Origin of the sequence: Paenibacillus pectinilyticus, assembly GCF_001700435.1 — a bacterium.
GTDB classification, from domain to species: Bacteria; Bacillota; Bacilli; order Paenibacillales; family NBRC-103111; genus Paenibacillus_E; species Paenibacillus_E pectinilyticus.
The window spans coordinates 460,175-483,286 of record NZ_LYPC01000022.1 but is presented as its reverse complement, the minus strand read 5'-3'; the positions used below and the strand labels follow the sequence as shown (position 1 = coordinate 483,286).

The following is a 23,112-nucleotide window of genomic DNA, read 5'->3' as shown; positions in this document are numbered from 1 at the left end:
GTACGCATACTATAACGTATCGAAACGGACCGAGGAAGGGGTGTAAGCAAGAATGCTTACTGGGATTTCGGTTGCTATTATGGGGGGAGACGCCCGGCAACTTGAAGTAATACAGAAATTTACTGAGCTAGATGCTACCGTGTTACTACTCGGATTTGACAATCTCGGCAGGCAGTTTAACGGCGTTACGAATGTGAAGCTGGATCCGGCATTGTTTCAACAGGTAGATGCACTCATTTTACCAGTTGTAGGTACGGATGATACGGGACAAGTGGAATCCATTTTTTCGAGTGAAGAATTGATTCTCACTGATGAACACATATCTTCGTTGCCTAAGCATGCCAAAGTGTATACCGGCATGGCAAAGAATTATTTGAAGAAGCTTGTAATGGCTCACGGAATCGAGGTTGTGGAACTATTGGATCGTGATGATATTGCTATTTACAATTCCATTCCAACTGCTGAGGGTGCGCTGATGATGGCCATCCAGAACACCGATATTACCATTCATGGGTCTGTTTGTATGGTGTTAGGTTTTGGTCGAACTGGCTTTACCATGGCCAAAACATTGCAAGGATTAGGGGCAACCGTGAAGGTTGGCGTCAGGAAGCCGGAGCATTTCGCAAGGGCGTGGGAGATGGGTTTTCAGCCTTTTTATACGAAGGATCTGTACCCGGAAGTGGGGAATATTGACTTGCTTTTTAACACAATTCCGACTATGATAGTCACAGCGCAAGTTATTACCAATATCCCACATCGCGCGCTTATTATCGATTTAGCTTCTAAACCTGGCGGAACGGATTTTCGATTTGCCGAGAAAAGAGGCATTAAAGCGATGCTAGCGCCCGGCTTACCTGGAATCGTCGCCCCCAAAACAGCTGGCCGAATTATGGCTAACACGTTGAGTCAGCTGATCGAGGTAGACTTCATAGACAGGAGCGATGTGGAATGAATTGGCAAGGGAAAACAGTCGGTTATGCATTAACCGGATCACACTGTACACTTGAAGAGGTTATGCCTCAAATTAAAAGATTTGTAGACGCGGGAGCAAGGGTCATACCGATCGTTTCAAATACGGTTATGACAACCGATACGCGTTTTGGTAAGTCGGCAGATTGGCAACAAATGCTGAAGGATATTACAGGAAATGAGATTATTTCTAGCATTGTAGATGCTGAACCCCTAGGTCCATCCAAGTTGTTGGATGTGATGGTTATTGCGCCTTGTACGGGTAATACGACTAGTAAACTAGCAAATGCATTGACGGAGAGTCCAGTTCTTATGGCCGCTAAAGCACAAATGAGAAACTTGAGGCCGCTTGTATTGGCGATTTCAACGAATGATGGTTTGGGCTTGAATGCTATGAATATCGCAAAACTGTTAATTACCAAAAATATTTATTTCGTGCCCTATGGTCAGGATGCTCCAGGAGCAAAGCCAAATTCGTTGGTGGCTCGTATGGACTTGATTATGGAAGCCTGTGAAGCTGCGCTTGAAGGTAAACAATTGCAACCGATGATTATTGAGAGATTTCAATATTAAATCATAGATATAATCTTGAAGGGGAGAGACCAGCCCATGTCGAACCAGAAGCTATTCAACGTTGCAGTAGTAGGAGCTACAGGCGCAGTAGGTGAACAAATTATCCGTCTATTAGATCAACGGAATTTCCCCATCAAGGAATTAAAGTTACTTTCATCAGCTCGTTCAGCGGGTGTAAAGCTTCGTTTCAGAGGCGAAGAAGTTGTTGTGCAAGAAGCGACTCCAGACAGCTTTCATGATGTGGATATCGCTTTATTTAGTGCGGGAGGCGATGTGACAAAAGCATTAGCACCGCATGCGGTAAAAGCAGGAGCGATATGTATTGATAACACAAGTGCTTATCGGATGGATCCTGAAACTCCACTCGTTGTACCCGAAGTTAATGTTGACAAAATCAATGAACATAAAGGGATTATCGCGAACCCGAATTGTTCCACGATCCAAATGGTAGCAGCGCTTAAGCCGCTTTACGACCGTTATGGGATTTCCCGTATCATCGTATCTACGTATCAGGCTGTTTCCGGAGCGGGAGCCAAAGCGATTAACGAAATGCTTAGACAATCCAAAGAAGTATTAGAAGGTAACGATGCCAATCCGGATATTTTACCAGTCGGTTCTTTACCCGTGAAGCACCAAATTGCTTTTAATGCGATTCCGCAGATTGATAAATTTCTTGATAATGGATTTACGAATGAAGAAATGAAAATGATTCTTGAAACGAAGAAAATCATGGGTGATGAATCCATTGAAGTTACAGCAACATGTGTTCGTATTCCTGTCGTTTACGGACATTCGGAATCCGTGTATGTGGAATTAAAAGAAGACTTCGATGTTGAAGAAGTGAAAACATTGCTTGCAAATGCACCAGGAATTGTGTTGGTTGACAATCCTTCTGAGCAGCAGTATCCGCTTGCAACAGATGCAGCAGGTAAGCTGGAAACATTTGTAGGCCGTGTACGCCGCGATTTAAGCAATCCAAAAGCACTTAATATGTGGATTGTTTCGGATAACTTGTTGAAAGGTGCGGCATGGAATGCCGTACAAATTGCTGAATATATTGCTATAGAGCAATAATCAGTTACTGCTTAACGATAGCAGTGAAAATGGGGGAAACTCATGCGAATTCTTGTCCAAAAATTTGGAGGTACTTCGCTTTCCACCACACAAGCTAGAGATCACGTTATTGGACACATTCAAGATGCACTAATTCAACATTACAAATTAGTTGTTGTGGTATCTGCGATGGGACGAAAAGGAGATCCCTACGCGACAGACTCGCTCCTAGACCTCGTACGTAAGAACGGGGAGGGACTGCCTGCGCGGGAACTCGATATGTTAATGGGCTGCGGAGAACTCATATCTGCGGTGCTTTTGTGTAGTCTGCTAAACAAAACAGGTATTCGTTCTACGGTTTTGACAGGTGGGCAAGCAGGTCTGATTACGAATGAAAATCACGGCAATGCTCAGATTATCGCGATGAAGCCCAATCGCATTCTTGAACTGTTAGAGCAAGATCAGGTTGTCATTGTGACCGGTTTTCAAGGTAAAACGAGTCAAGATGAATTAACAACACTGGGCCGCGGCGGAAGTGATACTTCTGCAACAGCGCTAGGTGCTGCACTTAAGGCAGAAATCGTTGATATATTTACGGATGTCGATGGCATTTTGACAGCGGATCCAAGAATCGTTGAAGACGCGAAACCTTTACAACGGGTTAGTTTTACAGAGATTTGCAACATGGCTCATAATGGCGCGAAGGTCATTCATCCGCGTGCAGTTGAAGTTGCGATGCAAGCGAATATTCCGATCCGTGTACGGTCTACCTTCACCAAAGACGAAGGGACGCTGGTAACGGCTTCGGATAATGTGTCTTCGGAAATTAACCATGTTAAGGATCGATTTGTTACAGGGATTGCTCATTTCACGAACATTACACAGATCCAGGTGGCAGCTGTTGATGGCGAATTTGATCTTCAACTTCGCGTATTCAAAACAATGGCGCAACATCAGATTAGTGTTGATTTTATTAACGTTAATCCATCAGGTGTCGTTTATACGGTATTCGATCATGAGGCAGAGCGTGCAGTTCACTTACTGAAGGCACAAGGCTATGAGCCTAAGTTTACAAGCGGCTGTGCGAAGGTATCCGTCATTGGTGGAGGCATGAATGGTGTGCCTGGTATTATGGCACATATTGTTGAAGCTTTGACCGTGGAAGACATTCGTATCTTACAATCTGCGGATTCGAATACGACGATCTGGGTACTCGTTCAAGGTGTAGATATGATCAAATCCGTTAGAGCCCTTCATCGAAAATTTAATTTATATAAATAAATAGGTAGAAGTAAGGAGGCGTACCCGTGAGTTTTGGGAGAGTAGTCACAGCAATGGTTACTCCGTTTGACGAGCAATTGCAAGTCAAGTGGGAGCAAGTAGAACCGCTTATTAATTATTTAATTGAAGAACAACATTCAGATAGCCTTGTGATTTGTGGGACGACTGGGGAGTCACCGACACTTTCGGAAGAAGAGAAGCTAAAGCTTATTGATCTTTCGGTTCGTGTTGCGGCTGGTCGTTGCAAAATTATTGCAGGGACAGGAAGTAACGATACGGCACATACGATTGCTTTCTCACGTAAAGTTGAGCAACTTGGTGTTGATGCTTTACTTCTAGTTGCACCCTATTACAATCGTCCGTCGCAAGAAGGGCTGTACCAGCACTTTAAAGCGATTGCTGAGGCTGTTGAAGCGCCTGTCATGCTTTATAATGTTCCTGGGCGTACTGGCGTCAATTTGGATGCGGACACGACAATTCGTCTTTCCCAAATTCCGAATATCGTAGCAACCAAAGATTGCTCGAACACGGATCAAATGACTCGTATTCTTACGCATGCTGCTCCAAATTTCCTCGTTTATAGTGGAGATGACAGCAGCACTTTACCTGCATTAGCGATTGGGTGCCAAGGTATTGTCAGCGTTGCTAGTCATGTGATTGGAAAAGAAATGCAATCTATGATAAAGTATTACTTAGAAGGCAACATTCAGCAAGCTGCGGAGCTTCATCGTAAGCTTCATCCTGTGTTCACAGGTATCTTTTGTGCACCGAGCCCAGCACCTATTAAGTATGCTCTAGCACTTAAAGGTATTGAAACAGGTGGCGTTCGACTTCCGTTAGTTCCTGTATCCGAGCAAGAAGGTCAATTCATTCAATCACTTTTTGTATGATCCTGCCTAATGAATCGGTGCTTCCGGCATCGGTTTTCTTTTTTTGGGAAATCTAAACGTATTCAGTATTAACTTGTATTTGCTGTTTTTTTTCATGTATAATGGTTGCAAGTGACTAGTTCGGTTTTTTCATTTAAAATTCGTCGTCCAATCTATGAAGGAGGTATATTCTTGTCCAAAAAAAATATTGATAAACTTTTGATCTTCGCTCTTGGCGGCGTGGGCGAAATCGGAAAAAATATGTATTGCGTTCAGTATGCAAACGATATTATTGTCATTGACAGTGGTTTGAAATTTCCAGAGGAGGACATGCTCGGAATTGACATTGTCATCCCCGATATTGGGTACTTAACGGAGAATCGGGATAAAGTACGCGGCATTATCATCACCCACGGCCATGAGGATCACATCGGTGGCTTACCTTACGTGCTGAAGCACCTTAATGTTCCCCTCTATGCTACGAAGCTAACGATGGGACTTATCGAAGCTAAGTTGAAGGAAGCAAACCTGCTCGGCACTACGAACCGAATTGTTATCAATTCGGAATCCGTTCTTCCTTTGGGCGTTCTTACAGCAACATTCTTCAAAACGAATCACAGTATCCCAGATTCTGTGGGAGTCGCTCTTGATACACCAGAAGGTGTTGTTGTTCATACCGGTGACTTTAAGTTCGACCAAACACCAGTTAATGAACAATACGCTGACTTGCATCGTATGGCTGAGATCGGAAAGAAAGGCGTTCTTGCCTTGCTTTCAGACAGTACGAATGCTGAACGTCCTGGCTACACAGGCTCTGAGCGTGGTGTAGGTATTGAGATTGAAGAAGTTTTCCGTAAAGCGAAACAAAGAGTTGTCATTGCGACATTTGCATCCAATATCCACCGGGTTCAACAGGTGTTTGATGCAGCTGCAGCAACGAATCGTAAAGTAACCGTTATCGGACGCAGCATGGTAAATGTGGTTTCGATTGCAAGCGAGTTAGGGTACCTGCATATTCCAGACGGCATGTTGATTGAGCCAGAGGAAGTTAATAAACTTGCAGCCGACCGTGTTGTAATCCTTTCCACAGGTAGTCAAGGCGAACCGATGTCAGCTCTTACGAGAATGGCGCGTTCAACTCATCGTAAAATTGATATTTTACCGGGTGATACAGTCATTATTGCGGCAACTCCAATTCCAGGAAATGAACGTTACGTAGGCAGAACAGTCGATGAATTGTTCCGAATTGGCGCTAACGTGATCTACGGACCAGGTTCTGTGACTGGCGTTCACGTTTCAGGACATGGTAGTCAGGAAGAATTGAAGCTTATGCTTAACCTGATGAAGCCTAAATATTTTATTCCAATTCATGGCGAATATCGCATGCTGCGTCAACATGCCATTCTTGCCGAGTCTGTCGGCATTCCTAAAGAAGATATTTTTATGTGCGATATTGGTGACACGGTTGAAATTCAAAATGGTGCTGCACGCAAAGGATCGAAAGTTCAAAGCGGCAACATCCTGATTGATGGACTAGGTGTTGGGGATGTAGGCAATATTGTATTGCGTGATCGTAAATTGCTGTCGCAAGATGGAATTCTAGTTGTCGTGGTTACGCTAAGTAAACAAGATGGCAAAATTTTGTCCGGACCCGATATTATTTCACGCGGATTTGTTTATGTTCGTGAATCCGAAGGACTTCTTGAAGAAGCCAACCGTATTGTAACTAATACGTTAACTAAACTTATGAATGAAAATGTAAATGAATGGGCATCTTTAAAAACAAATGTGAAAGATGTTCTCGGACGCTTTTTATATGAACAAACCAGAAGAAGACCAATGATTCTTCCTATCATTATGGAAGTTTAGGTACTCGAACAAGTCACTTGAGCCTATGCAAATAGTAAAGCTCTCTCCAATCGGAGGGAGCTTTTTCTTGTTGTCTTGATCGAATAATGCATGAAAGGATACAAGTTTATTCATACTATGGGAGATATTGAACAGCTTGATCTTGCAGCAACATTCGAAAGGGGATTTCTTAGTGGCAGCTGAACCAGGCACGAAAGAACAAGAACAGGAAGCAGGAGCGGAAGAAAGCAAGAAGAATGCCGTTCTCGAAAATATTCAGCAATTAGGGCAAACAAATACGGTTTCGGGTGAGTCCAATATTTTCTGTCTCACGATTATCGGCCAGATAGAAGGTCATATTGTTCTACCTCCTCAGAATAAAACAACCAAATATGAACACCTCATTCCACAGCTTGTGGCGGCGGAGCAGAACTCTAAAATTGAAGGTGTCATGATTATTTTGAACACGGTTGGTGGTGATGTTGAAGCGGGTCTTGCTATTGCAGAAATGGTTGCAACTTTATCCAAACCAACGATTGCGTTAGTATTAGGAGGAGGTCATAGTATCGGTGTTCCGATTGCTGTTTCTGCGGATTATTCCATCATTGCAGAAACAGCAACGATGACCATACATCCGATCCGTATGAATGGTTTGGTCATTGGTGTGCCACAAACATTTGAATACCTGGATAAAATGCAAGAACGTGTTGTCCGATTCGTAACGAAGCACTCGAATGTGACAGAGGAGAAATTTAAAGAGCTCATGTTTAAAACAGGTGAGCTAACGCGAGATATCGGTACAACGGTTATTGGCATCGATGCCGTAAAATATGGGTTAATTAATCAGGTAGGTGGAATCGGAGATGCTATTCGGGAACTCAATGCCCGAATTGATGCAAAAAAAGCAACACTTAGTGGAGGGCTTGTCCAATGACCCATTATTCGGTGATTCCGATGGAAGTCATATTTGATGGATATGAGAAGTTTGCTCCTGAATATCAGGATATCGAACAAAATGGGTTCATGATGCAAATCGAACCATTAAGCGGGTTTCAAGCACGTATCGTAAGACTGTACAGCTGTAATCCCCAAGATTATTTGAATGAACAGTATGCACCAGGAACAATAATTTCTTATCGTCCGCAGATAGAGACGTTTTCGGTAAGGTAAGCCCGTGTTCCCATATCATCCCTCAAGTCAAATATGGTATAATGTGGACTTGGGGGTGACAATCTTGGCGAAACGCAGGAAAAAGACAAAGGCTGTAAAAACCAGCTTACTATTCGAGTTATATGGAATCCTCATCTTGATTTTCTCAATCATTGCTCTTGCCCATCAAGGACATGTGGGAAACTCTTTGGTTTATTTGTTTCGCTTTTTTGTTGGAACGTGGTATTCCATCATACCTCTTATCTTTATTTATGTGGCTCTTTATGCCATGATCAAACGGGCTTGGCCACCAATGATAACTCCCAAGAAAGCGGGAATACTGTTATTCATTTTTGGCCTATTGATAAAGAATCATATTGATTTATTTGCTCAGCTCTATCCTAACAACGACTTTTCTTCTAGCAAAGTCATTTCATCAACATGGACTGCCATGTTGGACGGTTTGCACCCAACAGAAGCTGGTAAAGCTTCCTTGGAGCATGGAATCGGTGGAGGTATGATAGGGGCTTTCTTGTACAGCATACTCTATTTCCTATTCGATTATCTTGGAGCTAGATTAATTCAATATATGCTGTTTGTTATGGGGTTTATTCTTGCAACCGGTGTCTCTTATGTGGATCTAGGAAATATCATCAAAGGGCGTTTCAGCAATGTTGGTCAAACATTTAAAGACCGAATGAAAGAATGGTTACAGGACAGGGAAGTGCGTCAGCCGCAAGCTGCAGCGGCAGGAAGCAGCACCGCCGCTCCGAAGGTGAAAAAGCCTGCCTATATTCCCGTCGATGATGAATTTGATGAAGAAGTATTCCAACCCGTCAAACGGGCAAAGAAAACGCCTTTGTTTATGGAATTACTCCGTCCCATTAAGGAAGGGCGGAAGAAGTCCTCAACGTCAGAACAAGATGTGATGGAAGATAATCTAACTGACTCAGGAGCCGATGAAATCCCAGAGGAAGTTGTATACACGAATCATACACGTCAAACAGAAGAGCCTATACATAGTACAGGTGATCAACCTGGTGCACCTATTATTCGTGATTTTCAGGAGCAGGTTATTCAGGAAGCGCAGCAAACGGTTAGACCGAATGGTGCAAATACAATACCAGTATCAGCACCATCTACTCCAGTTGCTCCTGCAGGTGTGGAGCTCGATCCCAATGAACCAGTCACAGTAGAGTTTCAAGTAGATACGCCGGTGATTGTTTCACGTCCCTATGAAATACCATCGCTTGATTTATTGGCAAGACCAGCTTTAGGTAAAGGAAGCGAGATGGCTGATTATAAGGCCAATGCCAGGAAGTTAGAAGCCACGCTAGAAAGCTTTGGAGTTCGTGCCAAAGTTCTTGAGGTCGTAAGGGGACCCGCAGTTACTCGTTATGAAATTCAACCCGATGTAGGGGTGAAAGTCAGTAGAATTGTTTCGTTAACGGATGATATTGCCTTGGCACTTGCAGCGAAGGACATTCGGATGGAAGCCCCCATACCTGGTAAATCAGCAATAGGTATTGAAGTGCCGAACTTGGAAGTATCCATTGTTACCATGCGAGAAGTTATGGAAACGTCAGCATTTCAGGAGTCCAGTTCTCGATTGTCTGTCGTTCTAGGACGAGACATTTCAGGACAACCGATTGTTGGTAATCTTGCAAGAATGCCCCATTTACTTGTTGCAGGTGCAACTGGTTCGGGTAAATCCGTTTGTATTAACGGAATTATTACGAGCATTTTATACAAAGCCAAGCCTAATGAAGTGAAATTTTTGATGATTGACCCTAAAATGGTCGAATTGAATGTCTACAATGGAATTCCACATCTATTAGCACCTGTTGTAACGGATCCTCGGCGCGCATCCCTAGCACTTAAGAAAATCGTTGTTGAGATGGAGAAACGCTATGAGTTGTTCTCTAAGAGCGGCACACGGAATATTGAGGGCTATAATGCTTTGCTTACAGAGAGTGGCACATCGGCGCCATTACCTTATTATGTGATTATTGTAGATGAGTTAGCTGATCTCATGATGGTCGCAGCGAATGACGTGGAAGATTCGATCTGTCGTCTTGCTCAGATGGCTCGTGCTGCAGGGATTCACTTAATTATTGCTACACAGCGTCCATCGGTTGATGTTATCACGGGTGTCATCAAAGCGAATATTCCATCTCGGATTGCATTTGGCGTTTCCTCTCAAGTGGATTCGCGTACAATTTTGGACATGGTAGGCGCAGAGAAGTTACTCGGCCGTGGGGATATGCTTTACTTGCCCGTAGGCGCATCCAAGCCAGTTCGTGTTCAAGGTGCTTTCCTGTCCGATGGAGAGGTAGAACAGGTCGTTGGCTTCGTTCGTACACAAGAGCAAGCGAACTATCGCGAAGAACTGGTACCGCAAGTTGAAGAAATGCCAGAGCAGCAGAATGAATTTGAGGACGAGCTGTATGACCAGGCTGTTCAAATTGTTTTGGAAGCGAAGCAAGCGTCCGTTTCTCTGCTACAGCGGCGTATGCGAGTAGGTTACACGCGTGCAGCCAGACTTGTTGATGCCATGGAAGCCAAAGGGGTAGTAGGCCCTTATGAAGGTAGTAAACCACGTGAAGTATTGCTCTCACTTGAACAGTATCATCATAATCGGATTAGCTCATAATCCAAACCACTCAAACACTCTCCTCCCGAGAGTGTTTTTATTTGCATAATCATCGACCTGCTTTCTCATAATAAGCAAGAAAAGGCTGTAATTTGAAAAGTGAGGTTGAGAAGGGGAATGAATAAACGATTAATTGTCATTACATTTTGCATTGTTTTTGTCTTGGTTGTTTCTTTTCAATTAAAAGGAAAGTTTAATCAACCGGCAGAAGAAACATTTAGTAAAAATGAAGTGCGTTATGGTGCTACGGGTTCAGATGTAAATGAGCTTCAGGGCAGATTGAAATTCCTTGGCTTTTATAGTGGAAGCATTGACGGCGATTATGGGTATCAAACGTTGACAGCAGTGAAGCGATTCCAAGGTGAATTTGGTATGAAAGTAGATGGGATTGTCGGACCGAAGACTAAATTGAAGCTCTGGGAAGCTACAAAAAGCTGGGCGCCATCCGCACCATCAACGGCATCCAAAAATCAAGGCAGCGGCTCAAACCAAGCTACAGAAGGCGCGGATCAAAAACCGGCGAATTTGACGCCTTCCAATAATCTAGGATATTCCGAGCAAGATATTAATTTGATGGCCAATGCGGTGAATGGAGAGGCTCGTGGTGAGCCTTATGTGGGACAGGTTGCGGTAGCCGCGGTTATTTTGAACAGAGTAAAATCTCCAAGTTTCCCGAATACCATTTCCGGTGTTATCTTTCAGCCAGGCGCTTTCACAGCCGTAGCCGATGGTCAGATATGGTTGACGCCGAATGAATCTTCAAAAAAAGCAGTGAAAGATGCTTTAAATGGCTGGGACCCTACAGGGGGATGTATTTATTACTTTAACCCAGCAACAGCAACGTCGAAATGGATTTGGACGCGACAACAAGTTAAAAATATTGGGAAGCACATTTTCTGTATTTAATTTAACGGTGGACAAGGAGAAGGAACCAGCTTTGGTTGCTTCTCCTCTTCGTATAGGAATATAATGGATATAGAACACGGATATAGAAAGGAGACCGACCTGTGAAGCCTAATCAATTTGAGCGTAGTACGTGGAAGCATATTCGCATGCATGTTATGCCGACAGACCGTTTCAAAACATTTGCTATTTCCGTTTACATAGGCCGTCAATTAGATGAGGAGACGGTCACGAGTACCGCACTTACACCTTTTATCCTACGTAGAGGTACTGAATTGCGTCCAGAAACGAAGCAATTTAGAGAGTATCTAGATGATTTGTATGGCGCTGGCTTCGGTTTTGATATTTATAAAAGAGGCGATTATCAAATCGTTCAGTTACGAATGGACATTATCAATGATCGCTTTGTGAAATCGGCCGATTCTTTACTAAAGCAGGGGCTTGAATTTGTGGGGGAAACGTTAACGCGTCCCGCGCTCGAAGATCAACATTTTCGTACAAAATACGTAGATGCTGAGAAGATCACACTCCGTAAGCGCATTGAATCCGTTATTAACGATAAAATCAGGTATGCGGCTGAGCGTTGTATGGAGGAAATGTGCAAAGATGAACCATATCGACTCCATCCGTTAGGTAAAATAGAAGATCTCGACGGTATCAATACGAAGGAACTGTACGAACAATATAGAAACTGGCTTCAAACCTCACCAATGGATATATATGTCGTAGGTAACACTACACTTAGCGAAGTGGAGGAGATAGTGAAGTCGTCATTCGCGATCGACCGGAGTGCAGATGCTAGTTATGTAACCTCCGAACCACGTGGCGTTACTGGTGATGTAAAAACAATCGTAGAACGATTGGATGTGAACCAAGGCAAACTGAATATGGGGCTGCGTACGAATATTTCGTATAGTGATGAACAGTATCCAGTTGCCCTTATGTATAATGGTGTGCTGGGCGGTTATCCGCATTCCAAATTGTTTACCAATGTGCGCGAGAAGGCTAGTCTGGCGTATTATGCTTCATCCCGTTTTGATGGTCATAAGGGTATCCTTACGATTCAGTCTGGCATTGAGATGGCTAATTATGAAAAAGCTGTTGATATTATTCGAAAACAACTAACCGCGATGGAGCAAGGTGAGATCAGTGAGGTCGAGTGGAGCCAAACACGTGCTATGATTTCTAATCAATTAAGAGAAATCCAAGACTCAGCGTTTGAGCTGATCTCATTCGATTTCAATGCCATACTTTCCGGTAAAGAACGGACGGTTTCTGGTTTGATTACAGCCGTAGAGCAAGTGGATATACCAGCTATCGCGGCAGCAGCCAAACGCGTTCAATTGGACACGATATACTTTTTACGGGATCAAAAGGGGGAGTAGACCATGCAGCGTATACCATATCCACATCTCGGTGAAACCATTTATCATGAAACGCTTGATAATGGGCTGCATGTGTTTGTGTTACCCAAAGAAGGCTTTCAAAAGACGTACGCGACTTTTACAACGCAATATGGGTCTATCGACAATTTTTTTCAGGTTCAAGGGAAAGAAGCTGTTCGGGTCCCAGATGGGATTGCTCACTTCTTAGAGCATAAAATGTTCGAAGAACCAGAAGGAGACATTTTTGCGACGTTTGCGACAAACGGGGCGTCGGCTAATGCTTTTACAAGCTTTGATCGGACGGCTTACTTATTCTCATCGACAGATCGTTATCTTGAAAATTTAACGACATTAATTAATTTCGTTCAAAATCCCTATTTTACAGACGAAAATGTTGAAAAGGAAAAAGGGATTATTGGGCAAGAGATTAAAATGTACGAGGATAATGCGGACTGGAGAAGCTATTACGGTTTAATTGAGTCCTTGTATGCGAAACATCCGATTCACATTGATATCGCAGGAACTGTGGCATCTATTGCTGAAATTACGAAGGAATCGCTCTACGAGTGCTATAACACGTTCTATCATCCTAGCAACATGAGTTTATTCGTCGTAGGTGGCGTGGACCCGCAAGAAGTTATTACATTGGTCAAGGACAATCAAGCTGCCAAAACGTTTCCGCCTCAAGGTGATATCAAACGTTTCTTTCCAGAGGAGCCTGCAGATGTCAAAGAAGCGCGTAGACTTATTATACTGCCCGTTTCATTACCAAAATGTTTGATGGGATTTAAGGAAGAAGCTCCGTCCGTAACAGGGAAACCGCTATTAGTCAGAGAATTAACAACGAAGTTAATGTTAGATGTGTTATTTAGCTCCAGTTCGGAGATTTATCAAACACTGTATGATGATCAGCTGATTTCTGATAATTTCGGACATGAATACAACTGTAGTGATGGTTATGCTTTTTCCATCGTTGGTGGAGATACGAAGGATCCGGAACAGCTTATTGCCAGAATTCGTGAAGAGGTTGAAAAAAGGAAAGAAGCGGGACTTGATGAGGTCACGTTCGAACGTAGTCGGAAGAAGAAGATCGGTAGCTTCCTCCGCATGATGAATTCACCTGAATCGATCGCGAACGAGTATACGAAATACCGATTTAAAGGGATAGATTTGTTCGATATTTTGCCGGTGTATGAGCAAATTACGCTAGATGATGTGAACCGTCGTTTCCGCGACCATTTTGATTGGAGCAAGCTTGCTGTTTCCATTGTACAGAGTCGTGAGCCATCGTGACCTTCGTGAAACCTTTTAGCGAACAAACTGTGCTCGTAACGGGTGCAAGCAGAGGAATTGGCGCTGCAATTGCGCTTCGTTTCGCCGCGGTTGGCATGCAGATCGTGATTCATTATCGTGAATCCCACGAAGCTGCAAATGAAATTGCTAGAGCCTGCATGAAACAGGGGGCCAAAGTGTTCACGGTGTCTGCGGATATTCAATCACGCGAACACATTCTTAAAATGAGGGATAAGCTGGAGCAAATGAATATGCTGCCCGATATCGTCGTCAACAATGCAGGTATCTCCCATTATGGGATGCTTGCTGATGTGACGGAAGAGGATTGGGATCGTGTCATGGATGTGAATTTGAAGGGTTCTTTTCTATGCACGCAAGCCTTCATGGCACCAATGATAAAGCAAAAGTATGGACGTATTATCAATGTTTCCTCGATCTGGGGGATCTCAGGAGCTTCATGTGAAGTTTTATACTCCACGGCCAAAGGCGGTCTAAATGCGTTTACCAAAGCTTTGGCCAAGGAACTTGCTCCTTCTGGTGTCACGGTGAATGCCGTGGCGCCTGGGGCTGTTCATACCGATATGATGGCTGGCTTTCAGCCAGATGAGATCGCTGCGCTTGAGAATGAAATCCCGGTTGGCCGGCTTGCCTCACCCAATGAGGTGGCTTCATTAGTTTATTTTCTGGCATTGCCTGAATCTAGCTATATAACCGGGCAAATCATTTCCCCTAATGGGGGATGGCACACGTAATACGTACAGTCAGTGGAAAAGAAGCCCACGCATAATCCTTTTCTGAGAAGAGCATATTACGTATGTAATGACCATTTCTCATAACTCAAAGGAGGCTTCTTACTATGGCTACTGTACTTAAAGTGTTCGACAAATGGAAAGAGTTTTTGGCTGAACGCGTGAGTCAGGCTGGACATGCAGGGATGAGCGAGGAGACGATCTCGAAGCTCGCTTTTCAAATTGGGGAGTTTTTGTCAGACAAGGTGGATCCTCAAAACGAACAAGAACGAGTTCTCAAAGAGTTGTGGGATGCAGGGGATGAGCAAGAGAAGCATACACTCGCCCGTCTCATGGTAAAATTAGTAGACAAAGGCTAATAACCGTTTTACAATTCAATAAGATAAATTGTGAGAGCCTCCTCTTTCGGAGGCTTTTGCATGCTTTTTAAGCTAGAAAGGAATTATACCTTCATGAATAAGAAATATGTGTTAGTTATTCTAAGTTTGTTTATTTGTTTACTTGCGGGGTGCGGTAATCGCGGTATTCCAGTAATTAATCAGGACATGCTCAATCAGAAAATCTCGGTGCTTGTATTATCAAGTGCCAGCGTAACAGCATCTGCTTCAGACCCGATTAGCCAAGCATTGAATACCTGGCGTGATGCCAATGGAATCGCCTATGAATGGGTTAAAGATTTGACTGTTCTAGATGATAATGTGGTTTCAAAATTGAAAACGAAATCATATGATTACATATATGTGGTTGGAAATGAGCTGTTCGCTTCGGCCAACGAGACTATGAAGCTTGGGCTTTCATCGAGTAAATGGACCTTTTTGCAGAGTCAACCATTTGCCGAGGGGAGTGCAGTGGTCCTTGATAACCAAGCGTCATTACTCCAAGTAGATACGCAGCAAATGGAAACCATGAAGAACAAATGGATTCAAGATCTCTTGTTTCAAAATGTTGCCGTAGAATGGGTGACGCAAAGTACGCGGCCAATTCCTTCTGCGTGGGCCCCTTCGGAGGAAGCAGATCATATTGTATTATTAGATAATAATCCGCAATGGTATCAGCAGCTTGTTTTTCAAATCAATCAACATCGCGCTTCGTGGGTTATTTTCTATAGCCCTGCTGATCCAGCACAAATTCAGAAAGCGAAGTCGATTGGGGTATCTGTGATGGATTTTTCAGGTGCATTGTCGGCTGATCTCAATTGGACACAAATTTTGGATAACCGACTTGCCATCATGAAAGCACATTCGTGGCAAAGTGGTACTCAAAATTATAATTTGCAAGAGCTAAAAGAACTAAAAATGAAATAAAATGAACATTTGTCGCAAAGAGAGAAGGATATTGACGGAATTTGTAGAAATTAATTAATAAGACAATATTATTTGTTCATTAACAGATGTGTGTGACAGAGATGATGATGAGGTGGAAGCATTGGACGTTAAAGAGTGGTACATGGAATACAAAATTCATAAGAACCGTCCCGGTTTATTAGGAGATATAGCTTCTTTAATGGGGATGCTTGATATTAACATCGTAACGATTAATGGTGTTGAAGATCGCACACGTGGGATGCTGCTTCAAACTAACGATGAAGAAAAAATTGATTTAATGGGTAAAATGTTGAGAAAAGTAGATAATATTACTATTACTGCTTTGAGACCCCCTAAACTCGTTGATATTTTGGCTGTGCGTCATGGGCGTTATATTGAACGTGATTCGGATGATCGTAAAACGTTCCGTTTTACACGCGATGAATTAGGCTTATTAGTTGACTTTTTAGGAGAAATTTTCAAACGTGATGGAAATCAAGTTGTAGGTCTGCGAGGTATGCCTCGTGTTGGTAAAACAGAGTCGATTATCGCTGGGAGTGTTTGTGCCAATAAGCGTTGGACATTCGTTTCCTCAACCCTACTTAGACAAACGGTTCGAAGCCAGCTTTCTGAGGATGAAATGGCCCCAAACAATGTCTATATTATTGATGGTATTGTTTCTACGATTCGTTCGAATGAGAAGCACTACAGTCTTTTGCAAGATATCATGGCCATGCCTTCAACGAAGGTAATTGAGCATCCAGACATTTTCATTCGTGAATCAGAATACACCTACAATCACTTTGATTACATCATTGAGCTGCGAAATAGCCCAGATGAAGAAATTAACTATGATTCATTTACGTATACGTCCGAACCTTTTTGATACATCGAACGTCAATAACAGGATACATAATTCTTTCGGGGAGGTGACCACATGTCTGATTTAGGCTATATTTTGCGCAAAACACGACTGGAAAAAAAGATATCGCTGGACGATCTTCAAGAAGTAACGAAGATTCGCAAACGCTATCTCGAAGCCATTGAAGAAGGAAACTACAAGGTGCTGCCTGGCAGTTTCTATGTTAGAGCTTTTATCAAAAGCTATGCGGAAGCATTGGGGCTGGATCCGAATGAAGTGCTGAACATGTATCAGTCAAGCATTCCTTCCCCAACGATTGAGAAGCCTGTTGTCGAAGCGATTCGTTCGAATAGATCAAGTGTTCGTAATACGGAGAAAATGAGCCGGTGGGCTTCAAGTTTAATGTTTGTCTGTTTTATTCTGCTTATATTTGGAATCGTGTATTACTACACATATAAGAATTATAAAGGAACGCCCGCGGACGAGAAGCCAACGCAATCAACTTCACCGCGGATTACGGACTCGACGAACCCTAACCCGTCGTCCAATCCATCTGTGAATGCGACCGGAGATGTTAAAGCAACAACACTTGCGACGCCAACGCCAGCTCCGACGCCTACACCACCTACAGTTCAGGTTAAATTCACCAGCACTGAAAAGGGTGTAGACAATTACATGATTACAGGAACTGCAAATCTAAATATACAGTTTAAAATTACAGGTTCCTGTTGGATTGCTTTGAATGCCATGACTCCCGAAGGGGAGAAGGGTGCACTACTTAGACAGAAGCTATATAATGCAGGCGATACGGATACTTTTGATCTAGCAACCTCGGCTTACTTGAATGTTGGCGCGGCAAGTACCTTGCAGCTGATGGTCAATGGCACACTCGTGCCTGTTGGTGATACGCCCAATCCGAAGCGTATACAACTGAATTTGCAAAAAAGCTAGCATTTTAGCAATTCCTGCGCTTTCCCGGGCAATGAAATAAGAGGATGGGAAATATTCGAGGCCAGTTGGCGCTTGGATATTTCTTTTTTTATGTGTTCTTGCTATAATGCTATGTAATTTGATGGAAGGGATGTTGGGAAGTAGATGAGTACAGAGAGTTCATTTGATATCGTATCCAAAGTGGATATGCAAGAATTAAACAATGCGATTCAACAAGCGGAGAAAGAGATCTTGACCCGTTTTGACTTTAAAGGTAGCAAAAGCAGTATCAAATTAGATAAAGATCAGCTCGTTGTAACATCCGATGATGAGTTTAAGCTACAGAACGTACTTGATATTATGCATGCCAAAATGACAAAACGCGGAATATCGATCAAAAATCTCGAGTATTCCAAAGTAGAGCCAGCCGCTGGTTCAACGGTTAGACAGAAAATTAGCATGAAACAAGGTGTTGATCAAGACAACTCCAAGAAAATTAACATATTAATTCGTGATTCTAAGCTGAAAGTGAAAACTCAGATTCAAGGGGACCAAATCCGTGTAACCGGGAAGAGCCGCGACGACTTACAAGCAGTAATAGCCCTCCTTCGCAAAGCAGATATTCCCTTAGATTTGCAGTTTGTTAATATGAAATAAGTGGGTAAGCTGTGATAGATTGTAGAAAACCTCCTGGATGCAGGGGGTTTTTACATTTTGACACCCTATGGGGCTTGTATTATACTGGTAGGGAGCGTTTTTTAGGACTATTGGAGGTTGTTTCTTTCATGACAGAAAAGGTTAAGGTAGTTACTCTCGGATGTGAGAAGAATTTAGTTGATTCCGAGATTATGTCAGGCTTAATTCACGGCCGTGGCTTTCAGCTTGTTGATAACAAGGAAGATGCCACAGTCATTATAGTGAACACTTGCGGGTTCATTGATGCAGCGAAAGAAGAATCCGTAAATACAATTTTGGATATGGCAGAACTGAAGCAAACAGCGAATCTTAAGGCTCTTATTGTTTCAGGCTGTTTAACGCAAAGATACAAAAAGCAGTTGATGGACGAGATGCCTGAGATCGATGGCATTGTGGGCACGGGCGATTTTGATAAAATTAATCATATTGTTGATGAAGCGCTCAGAGGAAAGAAACCGGTTCTAGTTGGGAATCCGGTATTTAACTATGACGCTGATAATTTGCCTAGACTTATGACAACCCCTCGCTATACAGCGTATGTGAAGATTGCGGAAGGCTGCGATAACGCATGTACATTCTGTAGTATTCCTATTATGCGTGGCGCCTTCAAAAGTAGAAGCATGGAATCGATTGTTGCAGAAGTGGCGAATCTTGCGTCACAAGGCGTTAAAGAAATCAGCTTAATTGCACAAGATTCCACAAACTACGGTACGGATATTTATGATAGCTTCATGCTTCCTACTTTGCTTAACAAAGTAAGTGAAGTTGAAGGTATTGAATGGGTGCGTCTACACTACGCTTATCCTGGCTTCTTCAGTGATGAATTGATCGAAGTGATGGCTACGAATCCTAAAGTATGTAAATACATTGATATGCCATTGCAGCATAGCGAAGATTCAATTCTTAAGCGTATGCGCAGACCTGGCCGTCAAAAGGATACACGTGAGCTCGTTCGTAAAATTCGTGAATCCATTCCGGATGTTGCTTTGCGCACATCGCTTATTGTTGGTTTCCCAGGCGAAACCGAGCAAGACTTTGAGAACTTGAAACAATTTGTACGCGATGTTCAATTTGATCGTTTGGGTGTGTTTGCATACTCCAAAGAAGATGATACTCCAGCAGCGAGACTGCCGGATCAAGTGCCGGATGATGTTAAAGAATACCGTGCAAATGCGATTATGGAAATTCAACGTGAAATTTCAAATATTCGCGGTGGCCGCCGAATTGGTCAAGAAATCGATGTGCTTATCGAAAGATACGATGGTCGCAGCGATGTATATATTGGTCGTTCACAATTTGATGCACCCGAAATTGATGGCGAAGTATTCGTTTCCAATGCGAAATTGACTATTGGAGAACTGGCCAAAGTTCGTGTTACCCACTCCTATGAGTTTGACTTATCGGGGGAGGTAATTGCATGAACTTAGCTAACCGCATCACCGTAGCGAGAATTTTATTAGTACCGATCATCATGTTTTTCTTGTTGATTAAGGTGAAATTCCCGCAAATACGGATAGAGGAGTTTAGCATAACGTATAATCAAATTATTGCTGCTTTAATTTTTATTATTGCTGCAAGTACAGACAGCTTAGATGGTTACATTGCTAGAAAGCGTAATCTTGTCACGAATTTAGGCAAGTTGCTTGATCCCTTGGCGGACAAGCTGCTTGTTACCGCTGTGCTTGTTTCATTAGTAGAAATGGATAAAGTTGATGCTTGGATCGTTATTGTCATTATTAGCAGAGAATGGGCGGTCACTGGACTTCGTCAAATTGCTCTCCTTGAGGGTACTGTTATGGCGGCCAGCAAATGGGGTAAGGCGAAGACGGCAGCTCAGATTACAGCCATCATTGCACTGCTAATTAATAATTTTCCATTTACGTTTCTAGACTTCCCCTTTGATGTTATAGCTAGTTGGGCAGCAGCCATTATTACCGTTTATTCAGGTGTCGAATATTTTGTGAAAAATAAGCATGTCATCGATTTTTCAGAAAAATCATAATTGGGCAACCTAGTATTCGTTATATCTACAACATACACCTTACCTCTAAACGCAGTCGATCATCACTGAACGATTACGTTAGAGGTTTTCTCATTTTAAGGAGGCCTCGGTCAATGAAAGCAGAAATTATCGCAGTAGGGACAGAATTGCTACTTGGTCAAATTGTGAATACGAATGCGCAATTTATTTCGAGAGAATGTGCTGCACATGGCATTGATATTTACTTTCAGACTGTTGTCGGGGATAATGAGCAGCGCTTGTTAGAAAGCCTTCAATTGGCTGCTAAGCGAGCGGATGTTGTTATATGTACGGGGGGACTAGGCCCCACACAAGATGATTTGACCAAAGATGTACTTGCCGCATGGACGGGAAGCAACTTACATATACATGAACCCTCGATGGAAGCGATCTCAACGATGTTTGCCTCACGCGGTATTCATATGGTAGAGAGCAACCGGCGCCAAGCGCTAATGCTGGAGGGCAGCGATCCCTTACAAAACGATACAGGCTTAGCCGTTGGTAATGCGCTCACGTTCGAAGGCACACATTTCATTCTATTGCCTGGTCCTCCCAAAGAAATGAAGCCAATGTTTACAAATTATGCGATTCCTTGGCTTAAATCACGAATGACGGATGAAATCCCTCTATATTCAAAAATGTTGAAGTTTGCCGGCATTGGTGAGTCGAGTTTGGAACATGAATTACTCGATTTGATCCAATCGCAATCTGACCCCACTATAGCGCCTTATGCTAATGAGGGAGAAGTGACCATTCGCTTAACAACCCGTGCTCAATCGGCTGAAGAAGGCGAACGGAAAATTCAAGCGACTGAAAATGAGATTAAGAACCGATTGGGTCAATACCTCTACGCGGAAGTTGATATACCTATCGAGACGGCTGTTCTGCAACTATTAGGAAAAAATCAACGGACGCTTGCTGTAGCAGAGAGTTGTACAGGTGGTTTATTGAGTGATCTAATTACGGCAGTTCCTGGAAGCTCGCAATCATTCCTCGGTGGGATTATTTGTTATTCAAACGCCTTAAAGCACAAATTGTTAGGCGTTCCGATGGAAGTTTTGGAAGGCGAGGGTGCGCCAGGTGCTGTCAGCGTCGAAACAGCGGCTATTTTAGCGGACCAATTGCTAATCAGGACTGGGAGTGACTTCGGTATCTCTGTGACGGGTGTGGCCGGTCCAAGCCCTTCTGAAGGGAAGCCTGTTGGACTTGTCTATGTTGGTTTAGCGCAAAAGGATGCAACAACAGAAGTTTTTACGTTGCAACTATCAGGAAATAGAGAGTTTATTAAACAAAGAGCCGCGAAGAGTGCGCTCTATCAGCTGTGGAAACAGTTGAAAGATAACTAGAAATCAACTATAATTAGAAGCAAGTGTTAACGGAAGAACCGTAGCAAAGCGATAACTTTGTTACGGTTTTTTGTTTGTTCGCAAATAAACGAATGTATGTTCGAAAAAATGCTTGGCAAACATGCCAAAACAAGTTATCATATACCTATAATGATAGAAGGAAGTGGTCGTTTTGTCAGATCGTCGTGCCGCACTTGATAATGCATTACGTCAAATCGAGAAACAGTTCGGAAAAGGCTCCATCATGAAGCTTGGAGAATCTACACATATGCAAGTTGAAACGATCTCATCGGGTTCGCTTGCCCTTGATATCGCGCTTGGAATAGGTGGATTTCCACGAGGAAGAATTATTGAAGTGTATGGCCCAGAGTCATCAGGTAAAACAACTGTAGCTCTTCATGCGATTGCGGAAGTTCAACGAGTTGGCGGACAAGCTGCCTTTATCGATGCAGAACATGCGTTGGATCCTTCTTATGCTAGCAAGCTTGGTATTAATATAGATGAACTCTTACTCTCCCAACCAGATACGGGTGAGCAAGCACTAGAAATTGCTGAAGCACTTGTACGTAGTGGCGCGGTAGACATTATCGTAATTGACTCCGTAGCAGCACTAGTTCCTAAAGCTGAAATTGAAGGCGATATGGGGGATTCTCACGTAGGTCTTCAAGCGCGTTTGATGTCACAAGCTCTTCGTAAGCTGTCTGGTGCAATTAATAAATCCAAAGTTATTGCAATCTTTATTAACCAATTGCGTGAGAAAGTTGGCGTCATGTTTGGTAACCCGGAGACAACTCCAGGTGGTCGTGCATTGAAGTTCTACTCTTCTGTTCGTTTGGATGTTCGTCGAATTGAAACGATCAAACAAGGCAATGACATGGTTGGTAACCGTACGAGAATTAAGGTCGTTAAGAATAAAGTTGCTCCTCCGTTCAAACAAGCGGAAGTCGATATCATGTACGGTGAGGGTATCTCACGTGAGGGAAGTATTATTGATATCGGAACTGAATTGGATATCGTGAATAAAAGCGGTGCTTGGTATTCATACGAGGGAGAACGCCTAGGTCAAGGTCGCGAGAACGCGAAGCAATTCTTGAAAGATAACAAAGCGATCTCAGAGACGATTGAATTACGTATTAGAGATAACAGTAACCTGACGAAGGTTGTTGGCCCTAACACAGATGATGATGAAGATGAGTTGGAAACAGCTTTTGAATAAGTTTGAAATATAA

General features: G+C 43.0%; 22 protein-coding genes. All 22 read left to right on the top strand.

Annotated features, from left to right (window positions below; genetic code table 11):
* Positions 1 to 52 precede the first annotated feature (52 nt).
* The 22 genes from dpsA to recA all read left to right on the top strand — a co-directional run bounded on the left by dpsA (position 53) and on the right by recA (position 23,099).
* Entirely contained in the window at positions 53 to 952 is a 900-nt protein-coding gene (gene dpsA / locus A8709_RS18500; RefSeq protein ID WP_065853825.1) for a dipicolinate synthase subunit DpsA, read from the top strand.
* Positions 949 to 1,542, top strand: a complete 594-nt coding sequence (locus A8709_RS18495) for a dipicolinate synthase subunit B (RefSeq protein ID WP_065853824.1) — start codon at positions 949 to 951, stop codon at positions 1,540 to 1,542. The genes dpsA and A8709_RS18495 overlap by 4 nt, the downstream gene beginning before the upstream one ends.
* 36 nt (positions 1,543 to 1,578) lie before the next feature.
* On the top strand, positions 1,579 to 2,616 hold the full coding sequence (locus A8709_RS18490; protein ID WP_065853823.1) for an aspartate-semialdehyde dehydrogenase: 1,038 nt from the start codon (positions 1,579 to 1,581) through the stop codon (positions 2,614 to 2,616).
* Positions 2,617 to 2,658: 42 nt separating this feature from the next.
* Positions 2,659 to 3,876 (top strand): aspartate kinase, encoded by a 1,218-nt coding sequence (gene dapG / locus A8709_RS18485; protein ID WP_065853822.1) that lies wholly within the window; start codon positions 2,659 to 2,661, stop codon positions 3,874 to 3,876.
* A gap of 26 nt (positions 3,877 to 3,902) precedes the next feature.
* Complete coding sequence (dapA, locus tag A8709_RS18480; protein WP_065853821.1) at positions 3,903 to 4,766, top strand: 4-hydroxy-tetrahydrodipicolinate synthase; 864 nt, start codon at positions 3,903 to 3,905, stop codon at positions 4,764 to 4,766.
* 171 nt (positions 4,767 to 4,937) lie between these two features.
* Positions 4,938 to 6,614, top strand: coding sequence for a ribonuclease J (locus A8709_RS18475; protein ID WP_065853820.1), 1,677 nt, complete (start codon positions 4,938 to 4,940; stop codon positions 6,612 to 6,614).
* Between the two features lie 172 nt (positions 6,615 to 6,786).
* Positions 6,787 to 7,527 (top strand): ClpP family protease, encoded by a 741-nt coding sequence (locus A8709_RS18470; RefSeq protein WP_065854082.1) that lies wholly within the window; start codon positions 6,787 to 6,789, stop codon positions 7,525 to 7,527.
* Positions 7,524 to 7,763: a YlzJ-like family protein gene (locus A8709_RS18465; RefSeq protein WP_065853819.1), complete on the top strand. Its 240-nt coding sequence runs from the start codon at positions 7,524 to 7,526 to the stop codon at positions 7,761 to 7,763. Before A8709_RS18470 ends, A8709_RS18465 begins: the two co-directional genes overlap by 4 nt.
* Before the next feature lie 64 nt (positions 7,764 to 7,827).
* Entirely contained in the window at positions 7,828 to 10,395 is a 2,568-nt protein-coding gene (locus A8709_RS18460) for a DNA translocase FtsK (protein WP_065853818.1), read from the top strand.
* Positions 10,396 to 10,512: 117 nt separating this feature from the next.
* Positions 10,513 to 11,301, top strand: coding sequence for a spore cortex-lytic enzyme (sleB, locus tag A8709_RS18455; RefSeq protein WP_065853817.1), 789 nt, complete (start codon positions 10,513 to 10,515; stop codon positions 11,299 to 11,301).
* 101 nt (positions 11,302 to 11,402) lie between these two features.
* The gene (gene yfmF / locus A8709_RS18450; RefSeq protein WP_425262331.1) at positions 11,403 to 12,683 is read left to right on the top strand and encodes an EF-P 5-aminopentanol modification-associated protein YfmF; all 1,281 of its coding nucleotides are present in this window, start codon (positions 11,403 to 11,405) and stop codon (positions 12,681 to 12,683) included.
* Between the two features lie 3 nt (positions 12,684 to 12,686).
* Entirely contained in the window at positions 12,687 to 13,976 is a 1,290-nt protein-coding gene (yfmH, locus tag A8709_RS18445) for an EF-P 5-aminopentanol modification-associated protein YfmH (RefSeq protein ID WP_065853816.1), read from the top strand.
* On the top strand, positions 13,973 to 14,728 hold the full coding sequence (gene ymfI, locus A8709_RS18440) for an elongation factor P 5-aminopentanone reductase (protein WP_065853815.1): 756 nt from the start codon (positions 13,973 to 13,975) through the stop codon (positions 14,726 to 14,728). Before yfmH ends, ymfI begins: the two co-directional genes overlap by 4 nt.
* A gap of 104 nt (positions 14,729 to 14,832) precedes the next feature.
* Positions 14,833 to 15,084: a DUF3243 domain-containing protein gene (locus tag A8709_RS18435; RefSeq protein ID WP_065853814.1), complete on the top strand. Its 252-nt coding sequence runs from the start codon at positions 14,833 to 14,835 to the stop codon at positions 15,082 to 15,084.
* A gap of 93 nt (positions 15,085 to 15,177) precedes the next feature.
* Positions 15,178 to 16,029, top strand: coding sequence for a hypothetical protein (locus tag A8709_RS18430; RefSeq protein WP_141692580.1), 852 nt, complete (start codon positions 15,178 to 15,180; stop codon positions 16,027 to 16,029).
* Positions 16,030 to 16,171: 142 nt separating this feature from the next.
* Positions 16,172 to 16,915, top strand: coding sequence for a DUF3388 domain-containing protein (locus A8709_RS18425; RefSeq protein ID WP_425262335.1), 744 nt, complete (start codon positions 16,172 to 16,174; stop codon positions 16,913 to 16,915).
* Between the two features lie 51 nt (positions 16,916 to 16,966).
* The gene (locus A8709_RS18420; RefSeq protein ID WP_065853811.1) at positions 16,967 to 17,842 is read left to right on the top strand and encodes a helix-turn-helix domain-containing protein; all 876 of its coding nucleotides are present in this window, start codon (positions 16,967 to 16,969) and stop codon (positions 17,840 to 17,842) included.
* A 144-nt stretch (positions 17,843 to 17,986) separates the two neighbouring features.
* Positions 17,987 to 18,478 carry a YajQ family cyclic di-GMP-binding protein gene (locus A8709_RS18415; RefSeq protein WP_065853810.1) on the top strand — a complete coding sequence of 164 codons (492 nt, stop codon included), beginning with the start codon at positions 17,987 to 17,989 and terminating at the stop codon, positions 18,476 to 18,478.
* Positions 18,479 to 18,606: 128 nt separating this feature from the next.
* On the top strand, positions 18,607 to 19,938 hold the full coding sequence (rimO, locus tag A8709_RS18410) for a 30S ribosomal protein S12 methylthiotransferase RimO (protein WP_065853809.1): 1,332 nt from the start codon (positions 18,607 to 18,609) through the stop codon (positions 19,936 to 19,938).
* Positions 19,935 to 20,519 carry a CDP-diacylglycerol--glycerol-3-phosphate 3-phosphatidyltransferase gene (pgsA, locus tag A8709_RS18405; protein WP_056625118.1) on the top strand — a complete coding sequence of 195 codons (585 nt, stop codon included), beginning with the start codon at positions 19,935 to 19,937 and terminating at the stop codon, positions 20,517 to 20,519. The genes rimO and pgsA overlap by 4 nt, the downstream gene beginning before the upstream one ends.
* A gap of 113 nt (positions 20,520 to 20,632) precedes the next feature.
* Entirely contained in the window at positions 20,633 to 21,883 is a 1,251-nt protein-coding gene (locus A8709_RS18400; protein ID WP_065853808.1) for a competence/damage-inducible protein A, read from the top strand.
* A 172-nt stretch (positions 21,884 to 22,055) separates the two neighbouring features.
* Positions 22,056 to 23,099: a recombinase RecA gene (recA, locus tag A8709_RS18395; protein WP_065853807.1), complete on the top strand. Its 1,044-nt coding sequence runs from the start codon at positions 22,056 to 22,058 to the stop codon at positions 23,097 to 23,099.
* Positions 23,100 to 23,112 lie beyond the last annotated feature (13 nt).

Excerpts from the sequence above, each read along its gene's own strand:
- dpsA (WP_065853825.1), top strand. The coding sequence starts at position 53 with ATGCTTACTGGGATTTCGGTTGCTATTATGGGGGGAGACGCCCGGCAA.
- A8709_RS18495 (WP_065853824.1), top strand. The coding sequence starts at position 949 with ATGAATTGGCAAGGGAAAACAGTCGGTTATGCATTAACCGGATCACAC.
- A8709_RS18490 (WP_065853823.1), top strand. The coding sequence starts at position 1,579 with ATGTCGAACCAGAAGCTATTCAACGTTGCAGTAGTAGGAGCTACAGGC.
- dapG (WP_065853822.1), top strand. The coding sequence starts at position 2,659 with ATGCGAATTCTTGTCCAAAAATTTGGAGGTACTTCGCTTTCCACCACA.
- A8709_RS18465 (WP_065853819.1), top strand. The coding sequence starts at position 7,524 with ATGACCCATTATTCGGTGATTCCGATGGAAGTCATATTTGATGGATAT.
- sleB (WP_065853817.1), top strand. The coding sequence starts at position 10,513 with ATGAATAAACGATTAATTGTCATTACATTTTGCATTGTTTTTGTCTTG.
- yfmH (WP_065853816.1), top strand. The coding sequence starts at position 12,687 with ATGCAGCGTATACCATATCCACATCTCGGTGAAACCATTTATCATGAA.
- A8709_RS18435 (WP_065853814.1), top strand. The coding sequence starts at position 14,833 with ATGGCTACTGTACTTAAAGTGTTCGACAAATGGAAAGAGTTTTTGGCT.
- A8709_RS18430 (WP_141692580.1), top strand. The coding sequence starts at position 15,178 with ATGAATAAGAAATATGTGTTAGTTATTCTAAGTTTGTTTATTTGTTTA.
- A8709_RS18425 (WP_425262335.1), top strand. The coding sequence starts at position 16,172 with ATGGAATACAAAATTCATAAGAACCGTCCCGGTTTATTAGGAGATATA.
- A8709_RS18420 (WP_065853811.1), top strand. The coding sequence starts at position 16,967 with ATGTCTGATTTAGGCTATATTTTGCGCAAAACACGACTGGAAAAAAAG.
- A8709_RS18415 (WP_065853810.1), top strand. The coding sequence starts at position 17,987 with ATGAGTACAGAGAGTTCATTTGATATCGTATCCAAAGTGGATATGCAA.
- rimO (WP_065853809.1), top strand. The coding sequence starts at position 18,607 with ATGACAGAAAAGGTTAAGGTAGTTACTCTCGGATGTGAGAAGAATTTA.
- pgsA (WP_056625118.1), top strand. The coding sequence starts at position 19,935 with ATGAACTTAGCTAACCGCATCACCGTAGCGAGAATTTTATTAGTACCG.
- A8709_RS18400 (WP_065853808.1), top strand. The coding sequence starts at position 20,633 with ATGAAAGCAGAAATTATCGCAGTAGGGACAGAATTGCTACTTGGTCAA.